This is a genomic window from Blastococcus sp. VKM Ac-2987 (genome assembly GCF_026967805.1).
Taxonomy (GTDB): Bacteria; Actinomycetota; Actinomycetes; order Mycobacteriales; family Geodermatophilaceae; genus Blastococcus.
Genome location: NZ_JAPVBG010000001.1, coordinates 110,933 through 130,900, shown reverse-complemented (window position 1 = coordinate 130,900; position 19,968 = coordinate 110,933). Strand labels below are relative to the sequence as shown.

At 75.2% G+C, this 19,968-nt stretch carries 18 protein-coding genes; 13 read left to right on the top strand and 5 right to left on the bottom strand.

Going from position 1 to position 19,968, the window contains the following annotated elements; all coding sequences use genetic code 11:
• Window positions 1–6 precede the first annotated feature (6 nt).
• The 3 genes from O2W17_RS00610 to O2W17_RS00600 all read left to right on the top strand — a co-directional run bounded on the left by O2W17_RS00610 (window position 7) and on the right by O2W17_RS00600 (window position 4,910).
• The gene (locus tag O2W17_RS00610; RefSeq protein WP_269190453.1) at window positions 7–462 is read left to right on the top strand and encodes a GNAT family N-acetyltransferase; all 456 of its coding nucleotides are present in this window, start codon (window positions 7–9) and stop codon (window positions 460–462) included.
• A 199-nt stretch (window positions 463–661) separates the two neighbouring features.
• Entirely contained in the window at window positions 662–4,228 is a 3,567-nt protein-coding gene (gene dnaE / locus O2W17_RS00605) for a DNA polymerase III subunit alpha (protein ID WP_269190452.1), read from the top strand.
• Window positions 4,229–4,295: 67 nt separating this feature from the next.
• On the top strand, window positions 4,296–4,910 hold the full coding sequence (locus O2W17_RS00600) for a hypothetical protein (RefSeq protein ID WP_269190451.1): 615 nt from the start codon (window positions 4,296–4,298) through the stop codon (window positions 4,908–4,910).
• A 7-nt stretch (window positions 4,911–4,917) separates the two neighbouring features.
• Here the strand turns inward: O2W17_RS00600 and O2W17_RS00595 are convergent, their stop codons facing one another.
• Window positions 4,918–5,718 (bottom strand): LON peptidase substrate-binding domain-containing protein, encoded by an 801-nt coding sequence (locus O2W17_RS00595; protein WP_269190450.1) that lies wholly within the window; start codon window positions 5,716–5,718, stop codon window positions 4,918–4,920.
• Between the two features lie 130 nt (window positions 5,719–5,848).
• Here O2W17_RS00595 and hisD point away from each other — a divergent pair, with 130 nt between their 5' ends.
• From hisD to O2W17_RS00570, 5 genes are read left to right on the top strand one after another with little or no spacing between them, the layout of a single operon-like run.
• The gene (gene hisD / locus O2W17_RS00590; RefSeq protein ID WP_269190449.1) at window positions 5,849–7,165 is read left to right on the top strand and encodes a histidinol dehydrogenase; all 1,317 of its coding nucleotides are present in this window, start codon (window positions 5,849–5,851) and stop codon (window positions 7,163–7,165) included.
• Window positions 7,165–8,277, top strand: a complete 1,113-nt coding sequence (locus O2W17_RS00585) for a histidinol-phosphate transaminase (RefSeq protein WP_269190448.1) — start codon at window positions 7,165–7,167, stop codon at window positions 8,275–8,277. Before hisD ends, O2W17_RS00585 begins: the two co-directional genes overlap by 1 nt.
• Window positions 8,278–8,281: 4 nt before the next feature.
• Window positions 8,282–8,878 (top strand): imidazoleglycerol-phosphate dehydratase HisB, encoded by a 597-nt coding sequence (gene hisB, locus O2W17_RS00580; protein WP_269190447.1) that lies wholly within the window; start codon window positions 8,282–8,284, stop codon window positions 8,876–8,878.
• 4 nt (window positions 8,879–8,882) lie between these two features.
• On the top strand, window positions 8,883–9,056 hold the full coding sequence (locus O2W17_RS00575) for a hypothetical protein (protein ID WP_269190446.1): 174 nt from the start codon (window positions 8,883–8,885) through the stop codon (window positions 9,054–9,056).
• Entirely contained in the window at window positions 9,053–9,643 is a 591-nt protein-coding gene (locus O2W17_RS00570) for a nucleotidyltransferase family protein (RefSeq protein ID WP_269190445.1), read from the top strand. Before O2W17_RS00575 ends, O2W17_RS00570 begins: the two co-directional genes overlap by 4 nt.
• Window positions 9,644–9,938: 295 nt before the next feature.
• Here the strand turns inward: O2W17_RS00570 and O2W17_RS00565 are convergent, their stop codons facing one another.
• The gene (locus O2W17_RS00565; protein ID WP_269190444.1) at window positions 9,939–11,198 is read right to left on the bottom strand and encodes an HNH endonuclease signature motif containing protein; all 1,260 of its coding nucleotides are present in this window, start codon (window positions 11,196–11,198) and stop codon (window positions 9,939–9,941) included.
• 213 nt (window positions 11,199–11,411) lie between these two features.
• Between O2W17_RS00565 and hisH the strand changes: the two genes are divergently transcribed.
• Window positions 11,412–12,050, top strand: coding sequence for an imidazole glycerol phosphate synthase subunit HisH (gene hisH, locus O2W17_RS00560; RefSeq protein WP_269190443.1), 639 nt, complete (start codon window positions 11,412–11,414; stop codon window positions 12,048–12,050).
• A gap of 10 nt (window positions 12,051–12,060) precedes the next feature.
• Here the strand turns inward: hisH and O2W17_RS00555 are convergent, their stop codons facing one another.
• The gene (locus O2W17_RS00555) at window positions 12,061–12,825 is read right to left on the bottom strand and encodes an SDR family NAD(P)-dependent oxidoreductase (RefSeq protein WP_269190442.1); all 765 of its coding nucleotides are present in this window, start codon (window positions 12,823–12,825) and stop codon (window positions 12,061–12,063) included.
• Between the two features lie 113 nt (window positions 12,826–12,938).
• Here O2W17_RS00555 and O2W17_RS00550 point away from each other — a divergent pair, with 113 nt between their 5' ends.
• From O2W17_RS00550 to O2W17_RS00535, 4 genes are all read left to right on the top strand, one after another.
• Window positions 12,939–15,275 (top strand): M28 family peptidase, encoded by a 2,337-nt coding sequence (locus O2W17_RS00550; RefSeq protein ID WP_269190441.1) that lies wholly within the window; start codon window positions 12,939–12,941, stop codon window positions 15,273–15,275.
• 91 nt (window positions 15,276–15,366) lie between these two features.
• Window positions 15,367–15,756, top strand: coding sequence for a hypothetical protein (locus O2W17_RS00545; protein ID WP_269190440.1), 390 nt, complete (start codon window positions 15,367–15,369; stop codon window positions 15,754–15,756).
• A 3-nt stretch (window positions 15,757–15,759) separates the two neighbouring features.
• Window positions 15,760–17,343, top strand: a complete 1,584-nt coding sequence (locus O2W17_RS00540) for a sensor histidine kinase (protein WP_269190439.1) — start codon at window positions 15,760–15,762, stop codon at window positions 17,341–17,343.
• Window positions 17,340–18,008 (top strand): response regulator transcription factor, encoded by a 669-nt coding sequence (locus O2W17_RS00535; RefSeq protein WP_269190438.1) that lies wholly within the window; start codon window positions 17,340–17,342, stop codon window positions 18,006–18,008. The genes O2W17_RS00540 and O2W17_RS00535 overlap by 4 nt, the downstream gene beginning before the upstream one ends.
• Here O2W17_RS00535 and O2W17_RS00530 read toward each other — a convergent pair.
• Complete coding sequence (locus tag O2W17_RS00530; RefSeq protein WP_269190437.1) at window positions 17,987–19,261, bottom strand: phosphotransferase; 1,275 nt, start codon at window positions 19,259–19,261, stop codon at window positions 17,987–17,989. The two genes, O2W17_RS00535 and O2W17_RS00530, sit on opposite strands and share 22 nt — an antisense overlap.
• Window positions 19,262–19,329: 68 nt before the next feature.
• Window positions 19,330–19,929: a nitroreductase family protein gene (locus tag O2W17_RS00525; RefSeq protein ID WP_269190436.1), complete on the bottom strand. Its 600-nt coding sequence runs from the start codon at window positions 19,927–19,929 to the stop codon at window positions 19,330–19,332.
• Window positions 19,930–19,968 lie beyond the last annotated feature (39 nt).

Sequence of the window (19,968 nt, the reverse complement as noted above, 5' to 3'; positions counted from 1 at the left end):
GACGCCGTGCCGAGCCCCACCGCGCAGGTCGCGACCGCCGCCGACTGGCCCGAGGTCGCCGCGCTGCGCACCCGCGTGTTCGTGGACGAGCAGGGTGTTCCGCCGGAGATCGAGCAGGACGCCGCCGACGCGACGGCGGTGCACGTGCTCAGCCGGGACGACGCCGGGCGGGTGGTGGCCACCGGGCGGCTGCTGGTCGACGGCGCGACGGCCCGGATCGGCCGGATGGCCGCCGCGGCCGAGGTCCGGGGCAGGGGGCACGGCGCCGCGGTGCTCGACGAGCTGCACCGCCAGGCGACCCGGCTCGGGGCGACCGGGGTCGAGCTGCACGCACAGCTGCCGGCCCGGCGGTTCTACGAGCGCGCCGGGTACGCGGCCGTGGGCGAGGTCTACGAGGAGGCCGGGATCGCCCACGTCACCATGCGGCGCGAGCTGGGCCGGGGGCCTGCGGGAACCGTGTGACGGAGTGGTCCGGATCGCCGAGACACGTTCTGTCGGTGGTCGCCGGTAGACCTGTCGAGGTGCGAGGATCGGGGCACCGGTTCCCGCTGGAGAGTCACCGCCGAACGGCCTTCCCCGCCGGTCATGAGATCCACCCCGTCGACCCCGCCCGCCCCCGCGCCGGCCGGGCCGGCGAGACCCGTGAGGAGCACCCCGCACCGTGAGCAGCCCGTCCCGCGAAGAGAACTTCGTGCACCTGCACGTGCACACCGAGTACTCGATGCTGGACGGCGCGGCGAAGCTGCCGGAGGTCACCGCGGCCGCGGCCGCCCAGGGCATGCCAGCGCTGGCGATGACCGACCACGGCAACGTCTTCGGCGCCTACGACTTCTACAAGCAGGCCAAGGGCGCCGGCGTGAAGCCGATCATCGGGATGGAGGGCTACTACACGCCCGGCTCCCGGTTCGACCGCGCACCGTTCGACTTCGGCGACAAGCTGCTCGACGAGGAGGGTGACGGCGGGTCCAACCGGGGCAAGGCCGCCTACACCCACATGACGCTGCTGGCCCGCACCACCGAGGGCATGCACAACCTGTTCCGCATCTCCTCGCTGGCCAGCCTCGAGGGGCAGTACCGCAAGCCCCGCTTCGACCGCGACCTGCTGGAGCGCTACGGCAAGGGCCTGATCGCCACCACCGGCTGCCCCTCGGGCGAGGTGAACATGTGGCTGCGCGCCGGCAAGGAGGACAGGGCGCGCCAGGCGGCCGCGGACTTCCAGGACATCTTCGGCCGGGAGAACTTCTACGCCGAGCTGATGGACCACGGGCTGTCCATCGAGAAGAAGACCCGCCCGGCGCTGCTGGCCATCGCCAAGGACCTCGGCATCCCGCTGCTGGCCACCAACGACCTGCACTACACGCACAAGGAGGACGCCGACGCCCACGACGCCCTGCTGTGCATCCAGACCGGCTCCCGGCTCAACGAGCCCAACCGCTTCAAGTTCAACGGCGACGGCTACTACCTGAAGTCCGCGGCCGAGATGCGGGCGCTGTTCCCCGGTGACCTGCGCGAGGCCTGCGACAACACGCTGGTCATCGCCGAGCAGTGCGAGGTGACCTTCACCGAGGGCGCCGACCTGATGCCGCGCTTCCCGCTGCCGCCGGGGGAGGACGAGACCTCCTGGTTCGTCAAGGAGGTCGAGCGCGGCCTGCACAAGCGCTACCCGAACGGCATCCCTGACCACGTCCGCAAGCAGGCCGACTACGAGACCGGGATCATCTGCCAGATGGGCTTCCCGGGGTACTTCCTCGTGGTCGCCGACTTCATCAACTGGGCCAAGGACAACGGCATCCGCGTCGGCCCGGGCCGTGGCTCGGCCGCCGGCTCGCTGGCCGCCTTCGCCATGGGCATCACCGACCTCGACCCGCTGGCCCACGGCCTGATCTTCGAGCGCTTCCTCAACCCCGAGCGCGTCTCCATGCCCGACGTCGACATCGACTTCGACGACCGCCGCCGCGGCGAGGTCATCCAGTACGTCTCGCAGAAGTACGGCGAGGAGCGGGTCAGCCAGATCGTCACCTACGGCACGATCAAGGCGAAGGCCGCGATCAAGGACGCCGCCCGCGTGCTCGACCGCCCCTACTCGGTGGGTGACGAGCTGACCAAGCTCATGCCGCCGGACGTGATGGGCAAGGGCATCCCGCTGTCGGGGGTCTTCGACCCGGCCCACCCGCGCTACAAGGAGGCCGCGGAGTTCCGCGCCCGCTACGAGTCCGACCCGGGCGCGGCCGAGGTCGTCGACCAGGCCCGCAAGCTCGAGGGTCTGAAGCGCCAGTGGGGCGTGCACGCCGCCGGCGTGATCATCGGCCGCTACCCGCTGATCGACAGCATCCCGATCATGCGGCGCGAGGCCGACGGCGCGGTCATCACGCAGTTCGACTACCCGACCTGCGAGACGCTCGGCCTGCTGAAGATGGACTTCCTGGGGCTGCGCAACCTCACGGTGATCGACGACGCGCTGCGCAACATCGTGCTGAACGGCAAGGAGCCGATCGACCTCGACGAGCTCAGCAAGGACCTCACCGACCCGAACACCTACGCGCTGCTCTCCCGCGGCGACACCCTCGGCGTCTTCCAGTTCGACGGCGGGCCGATGCGCTCGCTGCTGCGGCTCATGCGGCCGGACAACTTCGAGGACATCTCCGCCGTCGGCGCGCTCTACCGGCCCGGCCCGATGGGTGCGAACTCGCACACCAACTACGCGCTGCGCAAGAACGGCCAGCAGGAGATCACGCCGATCCACCCCGAGCTCGCCGAACCGCTGGCGGAGATCCTCGGGCAGACCTACGGCCTGATCGTCTACCAGGAGCAGGTCATGGCGATCGCGCAGAAGGTCGCCGGGTACTCGCTCGGCAAGGCCGACCTGCTGCGCCGCGCGATGGGCAAGAAGAAGAAGTCGGTCCTGGACGCCGAGTTCGTCGGGTTCGAGGCCGGGATGAAGGCCAACGGCTTCTCCGCCGCGGCCGTCAAGACGCTGTGGGACATCCTCGTCCCGTTCGCCGACTACGCGTTCAACAAGGCCCACTCGGCCGCCTACGGCCTGGTCTCGTACTGGACGGCGTTCCTCAAGGCCAACTACCCGGCCGAGTACATGGCCGGGCTGCTCACCAGCGTCGGCGACGACAAGGACCGCCGGCCGATCTACCTGGCCGAGTGCCGCCGGATGGGCATCAAGGTGCTCCCGCCGGACGTCAACGAGTCCTCCTGGGACTTCACCGCCGTCGGCACCGACGTCCGCTTCGGCCTGGCATCGGTGCGCAACGTCGGGACCAACGTCGTGGAGTCGATCGTCCGGGCCCGCGAGGAGAAGGGCGCGTTCAAGGACTTCGCCGACTTCATGCGCAAGATCGACACGGTGGCCTGCAACAAGAAGGTCATCGAGTCCCTCGCCAAGGCCGGCGCGTTCGACTCGCTGGGCCACTCGCGGCAGGGCATCGTCGCCGTCCACGCGCAGGCGGTCGACTCGGCGATGGGGCTCAAGCGCAAGGAGGCCGAGGGCCAGTTCGACCTCTTCGGCAGCTTCGGCGCCGACGACGCCGCCGACGACCCGTTCGCCGGGGCCCTCGACATCACCATCCCCACGGCGGACTGGTCGAAGAGCGAGCGGCTGATGTTCGAGCGCGACATGCTCGGCCTCTACGTCTCCGACCACCCGCTGCACGGCGTCGAGCACGTGCTCACCTCGCACGCCGACACCCCGATCGCCGAGATCAACGCCGGCGGGGTCGAGGACGGCGCCAACGTCACGATCGCCGGCATCCTCACCGCGGTCTCCCCGCGGACGAACAAGCAGGGCGCGCCGTGGGCGATCGCCACTCTGGAGGACCTCGAGTCCGGCATCGAGGTGCTCTTCTTCCCCAAGACGTGGGCCGAGGTGTCGGAGAAGGTCGTCCGCGACCAGATCGTCGTGGTCAAGGGCCGGATCAGCCGGCGCGACGACCAGCCCTCCCTCTTCGGCTCCGAGGTCACCGTCCCCGAGCTGACCGAGGGCCCGCGCGGCCCGGTGCTGGTCTCGATGGCGGCCGCCCGCTGCACCCCGCCGGTCGTCGAGCGCCTGCGCGAGGTCCTGGGCAGCCACCCCGGCACCACCGAGGTGCAGCTCAAGCTGGTCAACGGCAGCCGGGAGACCGTGCTGCGCCTGGACCAGGGGCTCCGGGTGCGGCCCAGCACGGCGCTGATGGGCGACATCAAGGCCCTGCTGGGCCCCACCAGCGTGGCGATCCTCTGAGCGGGCCGGCCCCCGGTCGCCCGGGGGTGCGGACCGCCCGCGCCGATCGCCGTTGTTCACTGGACCGGTGAGCACCCCACCGCCGATGTTCCGACCGTTCCCCGGGGTGCCGCCGCACGCCTACTGGCGCGGCTGGCCGGAGGTCCGGCAGGACATGCACGTGGGGCGGCCGCTGCTGCTCGCGCTCGTGCTGGCCGGCATCCCCGCCGGGCTGCTCTGGTGGGCCCTGGCCCCGCGCGCCGAGTTCCAGGTGACCGACCTCGGGCCGGTCGCCGTGGGCACCCCGTCGGGGGAGCTGCGGATCGGCGACGACGCCGTGCTGGTCCTGGTGCTGATCGGCCTGGGCCTGCTCGCCGGTGCGTTCGCGTGGCGGCTGCGGCGCGGCCGCGGCGTCGGCATGCTGGTCGTCCTCGCGCTGGGGACGTCGCTGGCGGCGCTGGTCGCCTGGCAGACCGGCGAGCTGCTGGCCCCCTCGCCGAGCGAGGCCGAGCTCGCCGTCGTCGGCGCCCGGCTGAGCACGGGCCTGGTGCTGGGCTCGCTGCCCGGGCTGGCCGCCGCGCCGTTCGCCGCGCTGCTGGTCTACCTGGGGTGCGTGCTGGTGGCCGCGGACGACGGCCTCGGCCGGGTAGGCCGCGACGACGCCGTCCCCGGCGGGTACACCGCCGTCCCGCCGGGAGCCTGACCCAGGTTCAGTTCACCGTCATCGGGGTGGCGAACTGCTGCAGCGGCGCGGGCACCGCGCCGAGGGTCTGCAGCAGCGTCAGCTCGCGGCGCAGCAGGCGGGACTCCGCCGCCAGCCGCCGGCGGGTCGCGGACTCCGCCAGCAGGGCCTGCCGGTCCTCCGTCGTCAGCAGCGCCGAGGACGCGACCAGCCACGACAGCGCCTCCGGGTCGTCGGCCGCGGCGGCGAGGCGCACCGCGGCCTCCACACCGTCCCCCTGGGCCCCGGCGCCCAGCGCCGACACCTCCGACACGTAGCGGGTGAACAGGTCGCCCACCCCGTGGGCGAGCACGTCCAGCGAGCCGCGGGCCACCGAGGTGGCCACCTCGTCGGCGGGCGGCGCCGGCGGGCCGGTGCCGTCGGTGACCGCCTCGGCGTCGCCGGCCGCCTCCTCGGCGGCCTCCTCCTCGGCGAGCCACTCCACCTCGGCCTGCAGGTAGGGCGGGTCGTCGCCGACGACGACGTCGAGCAGGCGGAACCGCTCGCCGCCCACGGTGAGGATCCGGAAGCCGCCGTCGGCCTGGGGCTGGATCCGCTGCAGCCGCGCGGTGCAGCCGATGTCGTAGAGCGCCGCGGCCGGCGAGACGTGCTCGACCTCCCAGCCCTGCCGGATGGCCACGACGCCGAAGAAGCGCCGGTCCCCGTGCTCGGGCAGGTCCATCAGGTCGCGCATCAGCCGGCGGTACCGGGGCTCGAAGATCTGCAGGGGCAGCACGACCCCGGGGAACAGCGGCCGTCCCAGCGGGAACAGCGGGATCAGCTCACCCATCCGGGCAAGCGTACGGGTCGCGGGCCCACCGCCCGCCCGGGCGCCCCGGGCGCGGCGGGCGGCGCTGGCTACGCTGGAGGCCGCGTCGGCCCACGCCAGCGACTCGTCCCGCCCACCCCCGGAGGCATCCGTGCTCGCCCGCATCGACCTGCGCGGAACCGCGCTGCCCGGCGTCCGCGAGCTCGCCGGCCTGCTGCCGCGGGCCGCCACCGACATCGACTCGGTCATGGCCACCGTCCGGCCGCTCTGCGAGGACGTGCGGATCCGGGGCGCCCAGGCGGTGCGGGAGATCACCGCCCGGCTCGACGGGGTGGACGCCGAGGACTTCGCCGTGCCGCAGGAGGCGCTGGACCGGGCGCTGGCCGAGTGCGACCCGACGCTGCGCGAGGCGCTCGAGGAGGCGATCTCCCGGGTCCGGAAGGTGCACGCCGACCAGCGCCGCACCGACGTCACCACGCAGGTCGTCGGCGGCGGCAGCGTGACCGAGCGCTGGCTGCCGGTCCGCCGCGTGGGGCTGTACGTGCCCGGCGGGCTGGCGCCGCTGCTGTCCAGCGTGGTCATGAACGTGGTGCCCGCGCAGATCGCCGGCGTCGAGTCGATCGCCGTGGCCTCCCCGCCGCAGCGCGACCACGGCGGCCTGCCCGACCCGGGCGTGCTCGCCGCGTGCGCGCTGCTCGGGGTCACCGAGGTCTACGCCGTCGGCGGCGCGCAGGCCATCGCCGTCTTCGGGTACGGCGCCGGGTCCTGCGAGCCGGTCGACATGGTCACCGGCCCCGGCAACGTGTACGTGACCGCCGCCAAGCGGCTGCTGCGCGGGCTGATCGGCATCGACTCCGAGGCCGGCCCCACGGAGGTGGCCATCCTCGCCGACGACACCGCCGACCCGGGGCACGTGGCGGCCGACCTGATCAGCCAGGCCGAGCACGATCCCCTCGCCGGCGCGGTGCTCGTCACCACCAGCGAGGAGCTGGCCGACGCCGTCCTCGCGCTGGTGCCCGGGCAGGTGGACGCCACGAAGCACTCCGACCGGATCCGCACCGCGCTGGACGGCAGCCAGTCCGGCGTCGTGCTGGTCGACGACCTGGACGCCGGCCTGCGCGTGGTGGACGCCTACGCCGCCGAGCACCTGGAGATCCAGACTCAGCGACCCCGCGAGGTGGCGCTGCGGGTGCGCAACGCGGGCGCGATCTTCATCGGCGCCTGGTCGCCGGTCTCGCTCGGCGACTACATCGCCGGCTCCAACCACGTGCTGCCGACCGGCGGGTGCGCCCGGCACTCCAGCGGACTGTCCGTGCAGTCGTTCCTGCGCGGCATCCACCTCGTCGAGTACGACGAGCAGGCGCTGGCCGACGTCGCGCGGCACGTCGACGCCCTCGCCGGCGCCGAGGACCTGCCGGCGCACGCCGCCGCCGTCCGCATCCGGCAGACCGCGCGGCAGAGCGGCTGATGGCCGGCCTCGACGAGCTCCCGCTGCGGCCGGAGCTGCGCGGACGCACGCCCTACGGCGCCCCGCAGCTGCCCGCCACGCACCGGCTCAACACCAACGAGAACCCGCACCCGCTGCCGGCCGAGCTGCTCGCCGACCTCGGGGCGGCGCTGGGCACCGCCGCGCTGGAGCTCAACCGCTACCCCGACCGCGACGCCGTGGCGCTGCGCACGGACCTCGCCGGCTACCTGAGCCGCACCGGCGGGCAGGCCGTGGGCCCGTCGCAGGTGTGGGCGGCCAACGGATCCAACGAGGTGCTGCAGCAGATCCTGCAGGCGTTCGGGGGAGCGGCGCGGACCGCGCTGGGGTTCACGCCCTCGTACTCGATGCACCCGATCATCGCCGCGGGCACCGGGACGGCGTGGGTCGACGGCCACCGGGCGGCGGACTTCACCATCGACGTCGCGGCCGCCGTGGCGCAGGTGCGGGAGGTGCGGCCCGACGTCACCTTCGTGACCAGTCCGAACAACCCCACCGGGACCGCCGTCGAGCTGGACACCGTCGCCGCGCTCTACGAGGCCACCGACGGGGTGCTCGTCGTCGACGAGGCGTACGCGGAGTTCGCCCGCACCGGCACCCCCTCGGCGCTGACGCTGCTGCCGGGGCGCCCGCGGCTGATCGTGAGCCGGACGATGAGCAAGGCCTTCGGCATGGCCGGGCTGCGGCTGGGCTACCTGGCCGCGGACGCCGCCGTCGTCGACGCGCTGCAGCTGGTCCGGCTGCCCTACCACCTGAGCTCGCTCACCCAGGCAGCCGCGCGGACCGCGCTGGCGCACACCGACGCGCTGCTGGCGACCGTCGACGCCGTGAAGGCGCAGCGGGACCGGATCGTCGCCGCCCTGCCCGTTCTGGGGCTGACCAGCGTGCCGAGCGACGCCAACTTCGTCCTCTTCGGGCACTTCGCCGACGCGGGTAAGGCCTGGCAGGCGCTGCTGGACCGCGGGGTGCTCGTGCGGGACGTCGGCCTGCCCGGCTGGCTCCGCGTCACCGCCGGCACCGCCGAGGAGACCGAGGCGTTCCTCACCGCGCTGGGTGAGGTCGCGCCGGACCACCGCACGACTCTGGGAGACTGACCGCATGACCCGCACCGCACGCGTCGAGCGACAGACCAACGAGACCAAGCTCGTGGTGGAACTCGACCTCGACGGCACCGGCGTCAGCTCGATCAGCACCGGGGTGGGCTTCTACGACCACATGCTGACGGCGCTGTCCAAGCACAGCGGCATCGACCTGACCGTGCGCGCCGACGGCGACCTGCACATCGACGCCCACCACACGGTGGAGGACGTCGCCATCGCGCTGGGCCAGGCCTTCGCGCAGGCGCTGGGCGACAAGCGCGGCATCACCCGCTACGGCGACGCGACGATCCCGATGGACGAGGTGCTCGCACAGGCCGCCGTCGACCTCTCCGGCCGGCCGTACTTCGTGCACGCCGAGCCCGAGAACATGACGCCGATGATCGGGCCGGACTACCCGACCAGCCTGACCAAGCACGTGCTGGAGTCCTTCGCGTTCAACGCCCGGATCAGCCTGCACGTGCGGGTGCTCTACGCCGGCCGGGACGCCCACCACATCGTCGAGGGGCAGTTCAAGGCGCTGGCGCGGGCGCTGCGCACCGCCGTCGCCCTGGACCCGCGGGTCACCGACGTGCCGTCGACCAAGGGCGCCCTGTAGCCCGGTGGACTTCGGCCTGATCCTCGTCGTGCTCGGCGGGTTCCTCCTGGGCGGCGCCTGGAGCATCTGGCGGGCGGACTCCGAGACCGGGCGCACGGGTCCGCAGGTCGTCTTCGCCGGCATCCTGCTGGCGGCGGCGCTGCTGGCGACGGCCTCGGGCATCCTCCGGCTGGTGTGAGCCGCCCGGACGAGGAACGCTTCCTCGAGCTGGTCACCGCCGACCCCACGGTGCGGGCGGTGCTCGACCGGGCCCCCGCCCTGGGGCTCGACGACTGGTGGCTGACCGCGGGGGCGCTGTTCCAGACGGTGTGGAACGGACTCACCGGCCGAGCGCCGGGCACCGGCATCCGCGACGCCGACTTCTTCTACTTCGACCCCGACACCTCGTGGGCGGCCGAGGACGCGGTGATCCGGGCGGGCGCGGAGCTGTTCGCCGACCTGCCGGTGCCGGTCGAGATCCGCAACGAGGCGCGGGTGCACCTCTGGTACGAGCGGAAGTTCGGGGTGCCGGCCGCGCCGTTCCGCGACTGCGCGGACGCCATCGACCACTTCGCCGCCGTCTGCTGCTGCTACGGCATCCGGGTCGACGACGCGGGTGCGGTCGAGGTCTACGCGCCGCACGGCTACGACGACCTGTTCGCGCTGGTCGTGCGGCCCAACCCGCGGCTGGCGCCCCGGCACGTCTACGAGGCGAAGGCCGCGCGCTGGGCGGGGGAGTGGCCCGAGCTCACGGTCCTGCCCTGGCCCGATCAGCCGTCCCGCTGAGCACCCGCCGACCTCCCCGCGGCAGGCGCCGAACCACCCGTATCCCCTCGGCACGCGCCGACCTGCCCGCGGCACCCGCCGAACCACCCGTATCCCCTCGGCACGCGCCAACCTGCCCGCGGCACCCGCCGACCGGCGCGCGGCACCCGCCGACCGGCGCGCGGCACTCGCCGACCGGCGCGCGGCACTCGCCGACCCAGCCGCACTCGGGTCGCACCCCGCGGCGTACCGCCCCGACGGCGCGCACGACGCCCCACGCCGGAGAATCCGGGCGGTGTCGTCGTGCCTCGGTGGCTCAGCCGGTGCGCGTGCGTTCGGGTGCTGCGGTGATGCGGGGGAAAATCAGGATCTCGGTGCCGTCGGGGCGGTAGGTGTGCCACCGACCCCGGCTGTCCCGCTCGATCCGGAAGCCGTGGTGCACCTTGGTGTGGTGCCGTTCGCACAGGAGGGCGGAGTTCTCCAGCGAGGTCTCGCCCTCGTGGGCGACCCACTCGAGTACGTGGTGGACGTCGCACCAGTAGGCGGGGGCGTCGCAGCCGGCGAACACGCAGTGGCGGTCGCGGTGCTCGACCGCGCGGCGCAGGTGCGGCGGAACGACCCGGTGGCTGCGGCCCAGCTCCAGGGGCTGGCTCTCGGGCCCGACGACGATGCGGGTGACCTTGCCGTCGCAGGCCAGCCAGCGGGCTCGCGCCGCGGAGATCGCCGTCCCGGAGGCGAGTTGTCCGGCGGCGGGCCCGGTGCCGGGGTCGACCAGGTCGACCAGGGGGATGGTGACGACCACGTGCGGCTTGACCGTCCGCAGGAACGGCAGCTGCCCGGAGGCGAGGACGTTGTCGGCCCACTGCACCGCGGCGTCGGCGAGCTGCTGGGCCCTGGTGCGGGTGTCCCCGGCGCAACGACCCGCTTGCACCATCGACTCCAGGACGGCCTGCAGCTTCTCCCCGCCGACGGCGTCGAGTTCGAACCGGCCGGCGACCCGGCCGTCGGCGTGGGTGGCGAAGACCCACGACCGGCCCTCGGTCGGGTCCGGCTCGGGGCCGTCGGGGTCCAGCCGCGCGAGGTAGTGCCCGACCACCTGACGCAGCGGCCCGAACGCCGACCCGGCGGCGACCTCGGCCAGGGTCGCGTCGACCGCGGCCAGGTCCACGGCTTGCGCCTGCGCCGCGGCGACGTTGGCTGGCTCGACGACCGGGGCGATCAGCGCCACCTGCTCCGCGGTCACCGCCCCGTCGGCGAACGCCTCGGCCACCGCGGGCAGCTCGGCCAGCGCCCGGCCGGTGCGCACCACCCGGGAGGCCGCGGCCGGTGAGAGCTTGCCGTGCCCGCGCAGCCAGGACGCCATCGTCTTCAGCCCGTCGTGCTCCGGGGCCTGGGTGACCTCGCACTCCCGCACCGTGCGCGCCACCTGCGCCGCCAGCCGGTTCTGCGCCGTGAGCAGGCCGGTGAGCCGGTCCAGCAGCTCCGGCCCGAAGCGGCCGGACAGGCCCTCACCCGCAAGGTCGTCCAGCGCGGCCCCCAGCCGGTCCAGCGCACTCCCCGCAGTGGTCGAACACATGATCGAAGACTACCGGATCCGAACGTGATCGACAACTGGAAACCGCAGGTCAGACGCTCGTCCACAGATCTACGGCAGGTCTTGGCAGCGGCCGGGCGGTGGCTGCGCCGGCTCCGGTGCCGGTCGGCTGAGTGCCCGTCGTTGCGGGTCCGCGGGAGCCGGCGGGCGGGAACACTTCCGGCCGCTCCCGTGCTGGTCGGTAGCGTGGCAGGGGTGAAGAAGGTGGCGGTCCTCGACTACGGCTCGGGCAACCTGCGGTCGGCCGAGCGCGCGCTGGAGCGGGTCGGGGCCGACGTGACGGTGACCGCCGACTTCCAGACGGCGCTGGACGCCGACGGGCTCGTCGTCCCCGGCGTGGGCGCCTTCGCCGCCTGCATGACCGGGCTGGACGCCGTCCAGGGGCGCCGGATCATCGGCCGCCGCCTCGCCGGTGGCCGTCCGGTGCTCGGCATCTGCGTCGGCATGCAGATCCTCTTCGAGCGCGGCGTGGAGCACGGCGTGGACGCCGAGGGCTGCGGCGAGTGGCCCGGGGTCGTCGAGCCGCTGCAGGCGCCGGTGCTGCCGCACATGGGCTGGAACACCGTGCAGGCGCCCCGGGAGAGCGTGCTCTTCGACGGCCTCGAGGACGAGCGCTTCTACTTCGTGCACTCCTACGGCGTCCGGAACTTCCCCCTCGGCCAGGACGGCAAGCCCTCGCGGCTCACGCCTCCCACGGTCACCTGGGCCGAGCACGGCGACCGCTTCGTCGCCGGCGTGGAGAACGGCCCGCTGTCGGCGACGCAGTTCCACCCGGAGAAGAGCGGCGACGCGGGTGCCGAGCTGCTGACCAACTGGCTGGGCTCGCTCGACTGAGCGCGCCGGCTCAGCTGCGCAGGTAGCTGGCGCCGTTGACGTCGATGATCGTGCCGGTGGAGAAGCGGGCGCCCGGCGACGCGAGCCACAGCACGGCCGCGGCGACCTCCTCAGGTGTCGCCACCCGGCCGTAGGGCGACTGCGCCCGGACGGCGTCGCCACCCGGCCCGTCGAGGATCTCCCGCGCCATCTCCGTCTGCACGAACCCCGGCGCGACGCTGCCCACGGTGATCCCCTGCGGCGCCAGCGCCTGGGCCATCGACTGCCCGAAGGCGTTGAGCCCGGCCTTCGCCGCACCGTAGGCCGGGGTGTTCGGCTCGCCGCGGAAGGCGCCGCGGCTGGTCACGTTGACCACCGCGCCGCCGCCGGCCGCGACCAGGTGCGGCACCGCTCGGAACGTGGCATGCATGGCGCCGACCAGGTTGACCTGCAGGGTGCGCGACACGGCCGCCTGCCAGTCGGCCCAGGCCGTCTCCAGTGGCGGGTGCGCGGTGTAGACGCCGGCGTTGTTCACCAGCACCTGCAACCCGCCCAGCGCGGCCGCCGCCTCGTCCACCATCGCCCCGACCGCCTCGGCGTCGGCCACGTCGGCCTGCACCACGACGTGCCCCTGCCCGGGTAGCTCGGCGGCCACGCGGTCGGCCGCCTGCCGGGAACTGCCGCAGTGGACGGCCACCCGGTCGCCCTGGGCCGCGAAGGCGTGCGCGATCGCCCGGCCGATGCCGCGGGAGGCGCCGGTCACGAGGACGGCGCGGGAGTCGCTGGGATCGGCCACGCGGGGAGTCAACCAGCCCGCACCGACGGGCCGGGGCCGCGCCTGCCCGGCCGGGCCCCGATCGACGCCTAGGGTTCCGCGCGTCCCGTCCCGGCGCTGCTCAGGAGGTCGGCGTGCCAGCCAAGCGAACGCCGCGGCCCGGCCGGCGGCCCGGCCGGCTCGCCGGGCTCGCCGTCGTCGCGCTGCTGCTGGTCCTCGCCGCCTGGTCGGTCGCCGGTCTGCGCCCGCCGGACCCGCGGCCGGCCGACGCCCCGGCGACCGACTTCAGCGCCGCCCGCGCCTTCGCGCACGTGGCGGAGATCGCGGCCGAGGTGCACGTCGCGGGCAGCCCGGAGAACGACCGGGTCGTCGACCGCCTGGTGGGCACGCTCAGCGGGCTCGGCCTCGACACCCGGGTCCAGAACGCCGTCGGGGCGCGCAGCGGCGGCGCGGGGGAGGCGCGCATGGCCCGCGTGCGCAACGTCGTCGCGGTGCTGCCCGGCACCGACCCCACCGGCCGGCTCTACCTGGTGGCCCACCACGACTCCGCCGAGGCGGCGCCCGGTGCCGCGGACGACGCGGCCGGGGTCGCGGCGGTGCTGGAGTCCGTGCGGGCGCTCACGGAGGGGCCGCCGCTGCGCAACGACGTCGTCGTGGTGCTGACCGACGCCGAGGAGGCATGCCTCTGCGGCGCCGAGGCCTTCGCCGCCTCGCACCCGCTGGCCACCGGGGGAGTCGTGCTCAACCTGGAGGCCCGCGGCACCACCGGCCCGCCGATCATGTTCGAGACGTCGCCGGGCAACGCCGGGCTCGCCGAGGTCTTCGCCGACGCCGCGGTGCACCCGGTAGCCAGCAGCTTCGCCGTCGAGGTCTACCGGGCGCTGCCCAACGACACCGACTTCAGCGTGCTGCTGGAGGACGGCGACTTCACCGGGATGAACACCGCCTTCATCGACGGCGCCGCCGCCTACCACTCGCCGCAGGACACCCCGGAGCGGTTGGACCGGGGCACCCTGCAGGCGCTGGGCGACAACGCGCTGGCGCTGGCCCGCGAGCTGGGGAACCGGGACCTGGGCGCCCTGGCCCGGCCGGCCGACGAGGACGCGACCTACTTCCCGCTGCCCGGCCTGCTCGTGCGGTACCCCGGCCGGCTCGCCTGGCCGCTGGCCGGCGCGGCGCTGCTCGGCGTCGTGGGCCTGGCGGCGGCCCTGCGGCGGCGCGGCGCGAGCTCGTTGCGGCGGACGGCGACCGCGGCGGCCCTCGCGCTCCTGCCGCTGGCGCTCGCGCCGCTCGCGGCCCAGGGACTGTGGGCGGCGCTGGTCGCCGTGCGCCCGGCGTACGGCGCGATGCTCGATCCCTGGCGGCCGGGCTGGTTCCGGCTGGCCGCCGTCGCGGTGGTGCTGGCCGTGGTGCTCCTCTGGTACGCGCTGCTGCGCCGCCGGGTGGGTCCGGCGGCGCTGGCCGCCGGCGCGCTGGCCTGGGTCGCCGTGCTGGCCGTGGTGCTCGCCGCGGTCGCGCCCGGTGGCTCGTACCTGGCGGCGCTGCCCGCGCTGGTTGGGGGGCTCGCCGGCACGGTCGCCGTCCTGGCGCCCGGCGGGGCGGTGCGCACCGGCGCCGCCCTCGTGACCGGTGCCGTCGCGGTGCTCGTGCTGGTGCCCACCGCCGCGCTCTTCTTCCCGGCCCTGGGGATGTCGTCGGCGGCCGCGCCGTCGCTGGTGGTGGTGCTCTCAGCCGTCGTCCTGCTCCCGGCCGTCGAGCTGCTGTTCCCCGATCCCGCCGAGGGACCTCGGCGGCCGGCGTCGGCGGCGGTGCCGGTCACCGCGCTGGTGACCGCCGCGGCGTGCGTCGCGGCCGGGCTCGCCGTCGACCGGTTCGACGCCGAACACCCGGTGCCGACCCGGCTGGCCTACGTCCTCGACGCCGACGCGGGCCGCGCCCGCTGGGTGAGCACCGAGACGACCCCCACCGCTTACACCGACCGCTTCGTGGACGGGCCGGGCGACCTGGGCGCCGACTACCCCCACCTCGCCGGGCGGCCGGTGCTCACCGGTCCGGCCGAGGCCGCCGACCTGCCGGCACCCGAGGTCTCCGTCGTCTCCGACGAGCTGCTCGGCGACCGGCGGGAGCTCACGGTGCGGGTGACGCCGCAGCGGGACGGCGTCCGGCTGGTCGACCTCGACCTGACCGTGGACGGCGGCTCGGTGGTCCGCGCCCGCGTGGCCGGCCGGGCGGTCCCCGACGCGGCGCTCGGTGGCGACCGCCTGCGCGTCACCTTCTCCGCACCCCCGGCCGACGGGGTGCCGGTGAGCGTCACCGTGACCGGCGACGGCGCGGTGCGCCTGCGGGCCACCGACGGCAGCGACGGCCTGTCCGGCCTGCCCGGGTACGAGCCCCGCCCCGCGGGGTCCGACGTGGCCGGCGCGCACGGCTCGGACCTGCTGCTCGTCACGGCGGTCACCGAGCTGGGTTGACCGCCCGGATGCGCCCGGCGGCCCGTCGGCATGAGAGTGCTCTCATGTGCCTCTCACCGGCAGGTCACCGCCGGGGCGGAGGCTGACCGCCGTGCGCCCTCGTCCCGTGTTCGCCGTGCTGGCCGGCCTGGCCGCCGTCCTGCTCGTCGGCGGCGTGGCGTGGGCGCTGCTGAGCTCGGCAGGCGCGGGGGATCGCCCCTTGCCGGCACCCATCGACGTGCCGGCCCCGACCGACGTGCCGGCTCCGGACGATGGGCCGGCGCCCACGGACGTGCCGTCCCCGACCGACGTGCCGGCGCCCGGCGTGCCGGCCCCGGAGGTCCCGGCTGATCCGGGAGCGCCGGCGCCCGGCGGCACGGGCGGTCCGCCGCCGGCGCCCGCACCGGCTCCCGACGTCGTCCCGCCGCCGCCCCTGCCCGACGACGACGATGACGACGGCCCCGACGATGATGACGACGACGACGATGACGACGACGACTGACCGGTGAGCGACGAACCGCGCACGACGACCGGGTGGCCCGACCGCATCCGGCGCCGCCTCGTGCCCCGATCCGCCCGGACCCGCATCATCGGCTGGGTCCTCCTCCTGGTGCTCCTCGCCCTGGCGCTGGTCACGCTGGTCACCTGGCGGCTGCTCATCCGGGAGACCGACCAGCGGATGGACGTCGCGCTGGCGGCGGAGGTCACGGAGTTCTCCCAGATCGTCGCCTCGGGCAACGACCCGGAGACCGGGGAGCCGTTCGGCACGGTCGGCGACGTCCTGCAGACCGTGATCACCTACAACCTCGCCCGGCCCAACGAGAAGTTCCTCGGCTACGTCGACGGCCGGTACCGCTTCCAGAGCCGCATCGAGGCGCCGGTGCTGCTGAGCGAGGACGCCGCCTTCACCGAGCTGGTCGGCTCCGTCGCGGAGCCCACGGCCGGCCGCTACGACAGCGGGGCGGGGGAGGTCCGCTACCTCGCCGTGCCGGTGACGCTGGAGGGCGACCCCGCCCGCGGGGTGGCCGTCGTCGCCTACTTCGCCGACCAGGAACGGCAGGCCGCCGACGACACCGCCCAGCTGATGCTGGGCGTCGGCGCGCTCACCGTGCTGCTGGCCGCCGCCGGGGCGTGGGTCGTCGCCGGTCGCGTCCTGGCCCCGGTGCGCGCGGTCGCGACCACCGCGCAGGGCATCACCGAGACCGACCTCTCCGGCCGCATCCCGGTGGAGGGTCGGCCGGCCGACGAGCTCGCCGAGCTGGCGGTCGCGGTCAACGCGATGCTCGACCGGGTGGAGGGGGGCGTCGCCGCCCAGCGCCGGTTCCTCGACGACGCCGGCCACGAGCTGCGCACCCCGATCACCATCGTCCGCGGCCACCTCGAGGTGCTCGACCCGGCCGATCCCGACGACGTCCGCCAGACCGTCGCCCTGGTCGACGACGAGCTGGACCGGATGAACCGCATGGTGTCCGAGCTCCTGCTGCTCGCCCGCGCCGAGCAGCCGGAGTTCGTCCGCGTGCAGCCGGCCGACGTCGCGGAGCTGACCACCGAGGTGTTCGGCAAGGTGCAGCGGCTCGGCGACCGGGAGTGGCAGCTCGGCGCCGTCGCCCGCACCGACCTGCTGCTGGACCCGCAGCGGCTCACCCAGGCCGTCGTCGCCCTGGCCGACAACGCCGTCCAGCACACCGAGCCCGGGGACCGCATCGTGCTGGGCAGCCGGCTCAGCGGCGACCAACTGCTGGTCTGGGTGGACGACACCGGACCGGGGGTGCCGCTCGCCGACCAGCAGCGGGTCTTCGAGCGGTTCGCCCGGGGGAGCTCCGGTGCCCGGCGCAGCGACGGTGCGGGTCTCGGCCTGTCCATCGTCCAGGCGATCGCGGCGGCCCACGGCGGCTTCGTCGAGCTGCACAGCCGTCCGGGTGAGGGCGCCACCTTCACCCTCGTCCTGCCCGCCCGCCCGGCGCCGCCGCGCGACGCCGGGCCGGCCGACCTGCCCGCCGGTACCGGTGGCACCGTCGACGACTCGCTCGCGACGCCGCCCCTGGGAGCCGGCGTCCCGTCCGCACCGACCGAGGGAGGACCCCGGTGAGCCGGGTGCTGATCGCCGAGGACGAGCCGCGGATCGCGGCGTTCGTCGAGAAGGGCCTGCGGGCCAACGGCTTCGTCACGGCCGTCGTCGGCGACGGGCTGTCCGCGCTGGACCGCGCCCGCAGCGGCGAGTTCGACCTCGTGGTCCTCGACATCGGGTTGCCGGTGCTGGACGGGTTCGCCGTCCTGCGCGCGCTGCGCGCGGAGCGCTGCACCGTCCCGGTGATCGTCCTGACCGCGCGGGACAGCGTGCAGGACACCGTCGCCGGGCTCGAGGGCGGCGCGGACGACTACATGCCCAAGCCCTTCCGCTTCGAGGAGCTGCTCGCGCGGGTGCGCCTGCGGCTGGCCGGCGCCCGTGAGAGCGAGGGCGAGGTCACCGTGCTGACCGTCGGGGGGCTCTCGCTGGACCTGCGCACCCGGCGGGCCAGCGTGGACGGGCGCACCGTCGACCTCTCCGCGCGGGAGTTCGCCCTCACCGAGACCTTCCTGCGCCACCCGGGTCAGGTGCTGGCGCGCGAACAGCTGCTCAGCCACGTGTGGGGGTACGACTTCGACCCCGGCTCCAACGTCGTCGACGTCTACGTGCGCTACCTCCGCAAGAAGCTCGGCGCCGGCCGCATCGAGACGGTGCGCGGGATGGGCTACCGCCTCCCCGCGGCCTGACCGCGACGGCCGGCGGCCGCGGCGGACCGCGGCGGGCCGGCCCACTCCTCGGCGAGGGCGACCCGGGCCTCGGTCGCCGCGGCCCAGCCCGGCTGCTGCACCCGGAACGGTCCGGTGGCCAGCCCCACGAGCACCCCGGCCACCCGTGCCGCCAGCTGGCCCTCGGGCCAGCGTCCGGAGAGCAGGCCGGTCACCCGGTCCCGGTAGGCGGCGAGCGGCGCCGGGTGGGCGACCAGGTGCTCGAGCAGCACCAGGTGCCCCAGCAGCGTGGCCCAGTCGTCGATCCGGGCGCCCGGGCCGGCGGTGTCCACGTCGAGCAACCCGACCACGGCTCCGGCGTCGACGAGCAACTGCGCCTCGTAGAAGTCGCCGTGCACCGGGACCACGGGGTGCTCGCCCGCGGCCGCACCCACCGCGGCGGTGAGCCGGTCCAGCCGGGCGACCAGGGACGGGCAGAGCGTCCCGAGCACCGCCGCGTGCGCCCGCAGCGAGGGGAGCGGGTCGCCCGGGGTCCTCCGTCGCGCCCGGGCGGGCACCGCCGGGAGCCGGTCGAGCAGGGCGTCGAGGGATCCGGGCTCGGGCAGCCCGGCCGGGTCACCGGTCAGCGCCGCCCGCAGCGGCGTGCCCGGGAGACCGGGCAGCACGACGACGCCGTCACCGGTGCTCGCCAGCACGGGCGGCACCGGGACCGCCGCCCCGAGCGCGGCGTGCCGGGCCACCAGGTCCGCGACCGCGGCCGGCTGCACCACCTTGAGGAACCAGCGGCCGGCCGGCGAGGTCACCTCCACGACCGCGCGCCGGCCCGGCCGGTAGGTGCGCAGCCGCAGCCGCGGGCGGCCGACGTCGACACCGAGCGCACCCAGCCGCCCGGCGACCCCGGCCGCCGAGGTCGCCCACGCCAGCCCGGGCAGCGCCGGGTCCAGCGGCCAGCGCCAGACCCCCACGGGCAGCGGTCCGCCCCCGGCCGTGCCCTCGACGACGGTGGCTCCCGGCGGGATAGCCGTCCCGGTCGCCGCCGCGAGGTGTTCCCGCGTGGACCGCCCGTCGGCCCAGTCGACGACGGCGGTGTGGCGGACGGTCGCCGCGCCGTCCGGGCGCAGCGTCACCGCCGCCGGCGTGAGGCTGCGGAGCCGGCCGGACAGCGGTCCGAGCACGGCGGACCAGAGCTCCGCGGCCGGCTCGCCGAGGAGGAGCTGCAGGGCGGGCGGCCACACGGACGGCACCCGGGCCGGGCCGGGGGCGGCGGTGTGCACCCCGCCAGTCTGGGCGGCGGGCGTGAGCGGGGCGTGAGAGCCGGATGAGGGGGCCCCTCCGCGCGGTCTCACCAGCGGCCGCGGTGCACGACCTCGTCGACGCCCCGGCGGCCCCGCCGCAGCGAGGGCGACCGGCGGTCGTCCGCGCCCGGGTAGCCGACCGAGACGCAGCCGACCGGGCGGTACTCCGCCGGGACGCCGAACGCCGCGCGGAAGGCGTCCACCCGCTCGCCCGGGACGCCGAAGAAGCAGGCGCCCAGCCCCTCGTCGACCGCGGTGAGCAGCATGAGCAACGACGCCATGCCCGCGTCGACGTCCCAGTACGGCACCGGCCAGCGGGCCTCGTCCCGGTCGGTCCAGCCCTTGTCCGGCTCGGCGTAGCGGTCGAGGTAGGCGCTCTTGTTCGCCAGCGGCACGACCAGCAGCGGCGCCCGGCGCATGCGGGTGAGCCAGCGGTCGGGCGCCCCCTCCCCGGTGGTGGCCGACCAGAAGCGGTCCCGGTCCTCGTCGGTCTCGAGCACCAGGAACGCCCAGCCCTGGCTGAAACCGGCCGACGGCGCCCGGAGAGCGTGCTCGAGCAGCCGGTCCCGGACCTCGGCCGGCACCGGGCGGTCGGGGTCGTAGTCGCGCACCATGCGGCGGCGGCGGACGACGTCAGCGAACTCCACGGCGGCACTCCACGGCTGCAGCCTTCCGCACGGCCGCCG

Bases quoted from the DNA above. Each gene is read 5' to 3' on its own strand.
- O2W17_RS00595 (WP_269190450.1), bottom strand. From the start codon at position 5,718: ATGGGTGAGCTGATCCCGCTGTTCCCGCTGGGACGGCCGCTGTTCCCC.
- O2W17_RS00585 (WP_269190448.1), top strand. From the start codon at position 7,165: ATGGCCGGCCTCGACGAGCTCCCGCTGCGGCCGGAGCTGCGCGGACGC.
- hisB (WP_269190447.1), top strand. From the start codon at position 8,282: ATGACCCGCACCGCACGCGTCGAGCGACAGACCAACGAGACCAAGCTC.
- O2W17_RS00565 (WP_269190444.1), bottom strand. From the start codon at position 11,198: ATGTGTTCGACCACTGCGGGGAGTGCGCTGGACCGGCTGGGGGCCGCG.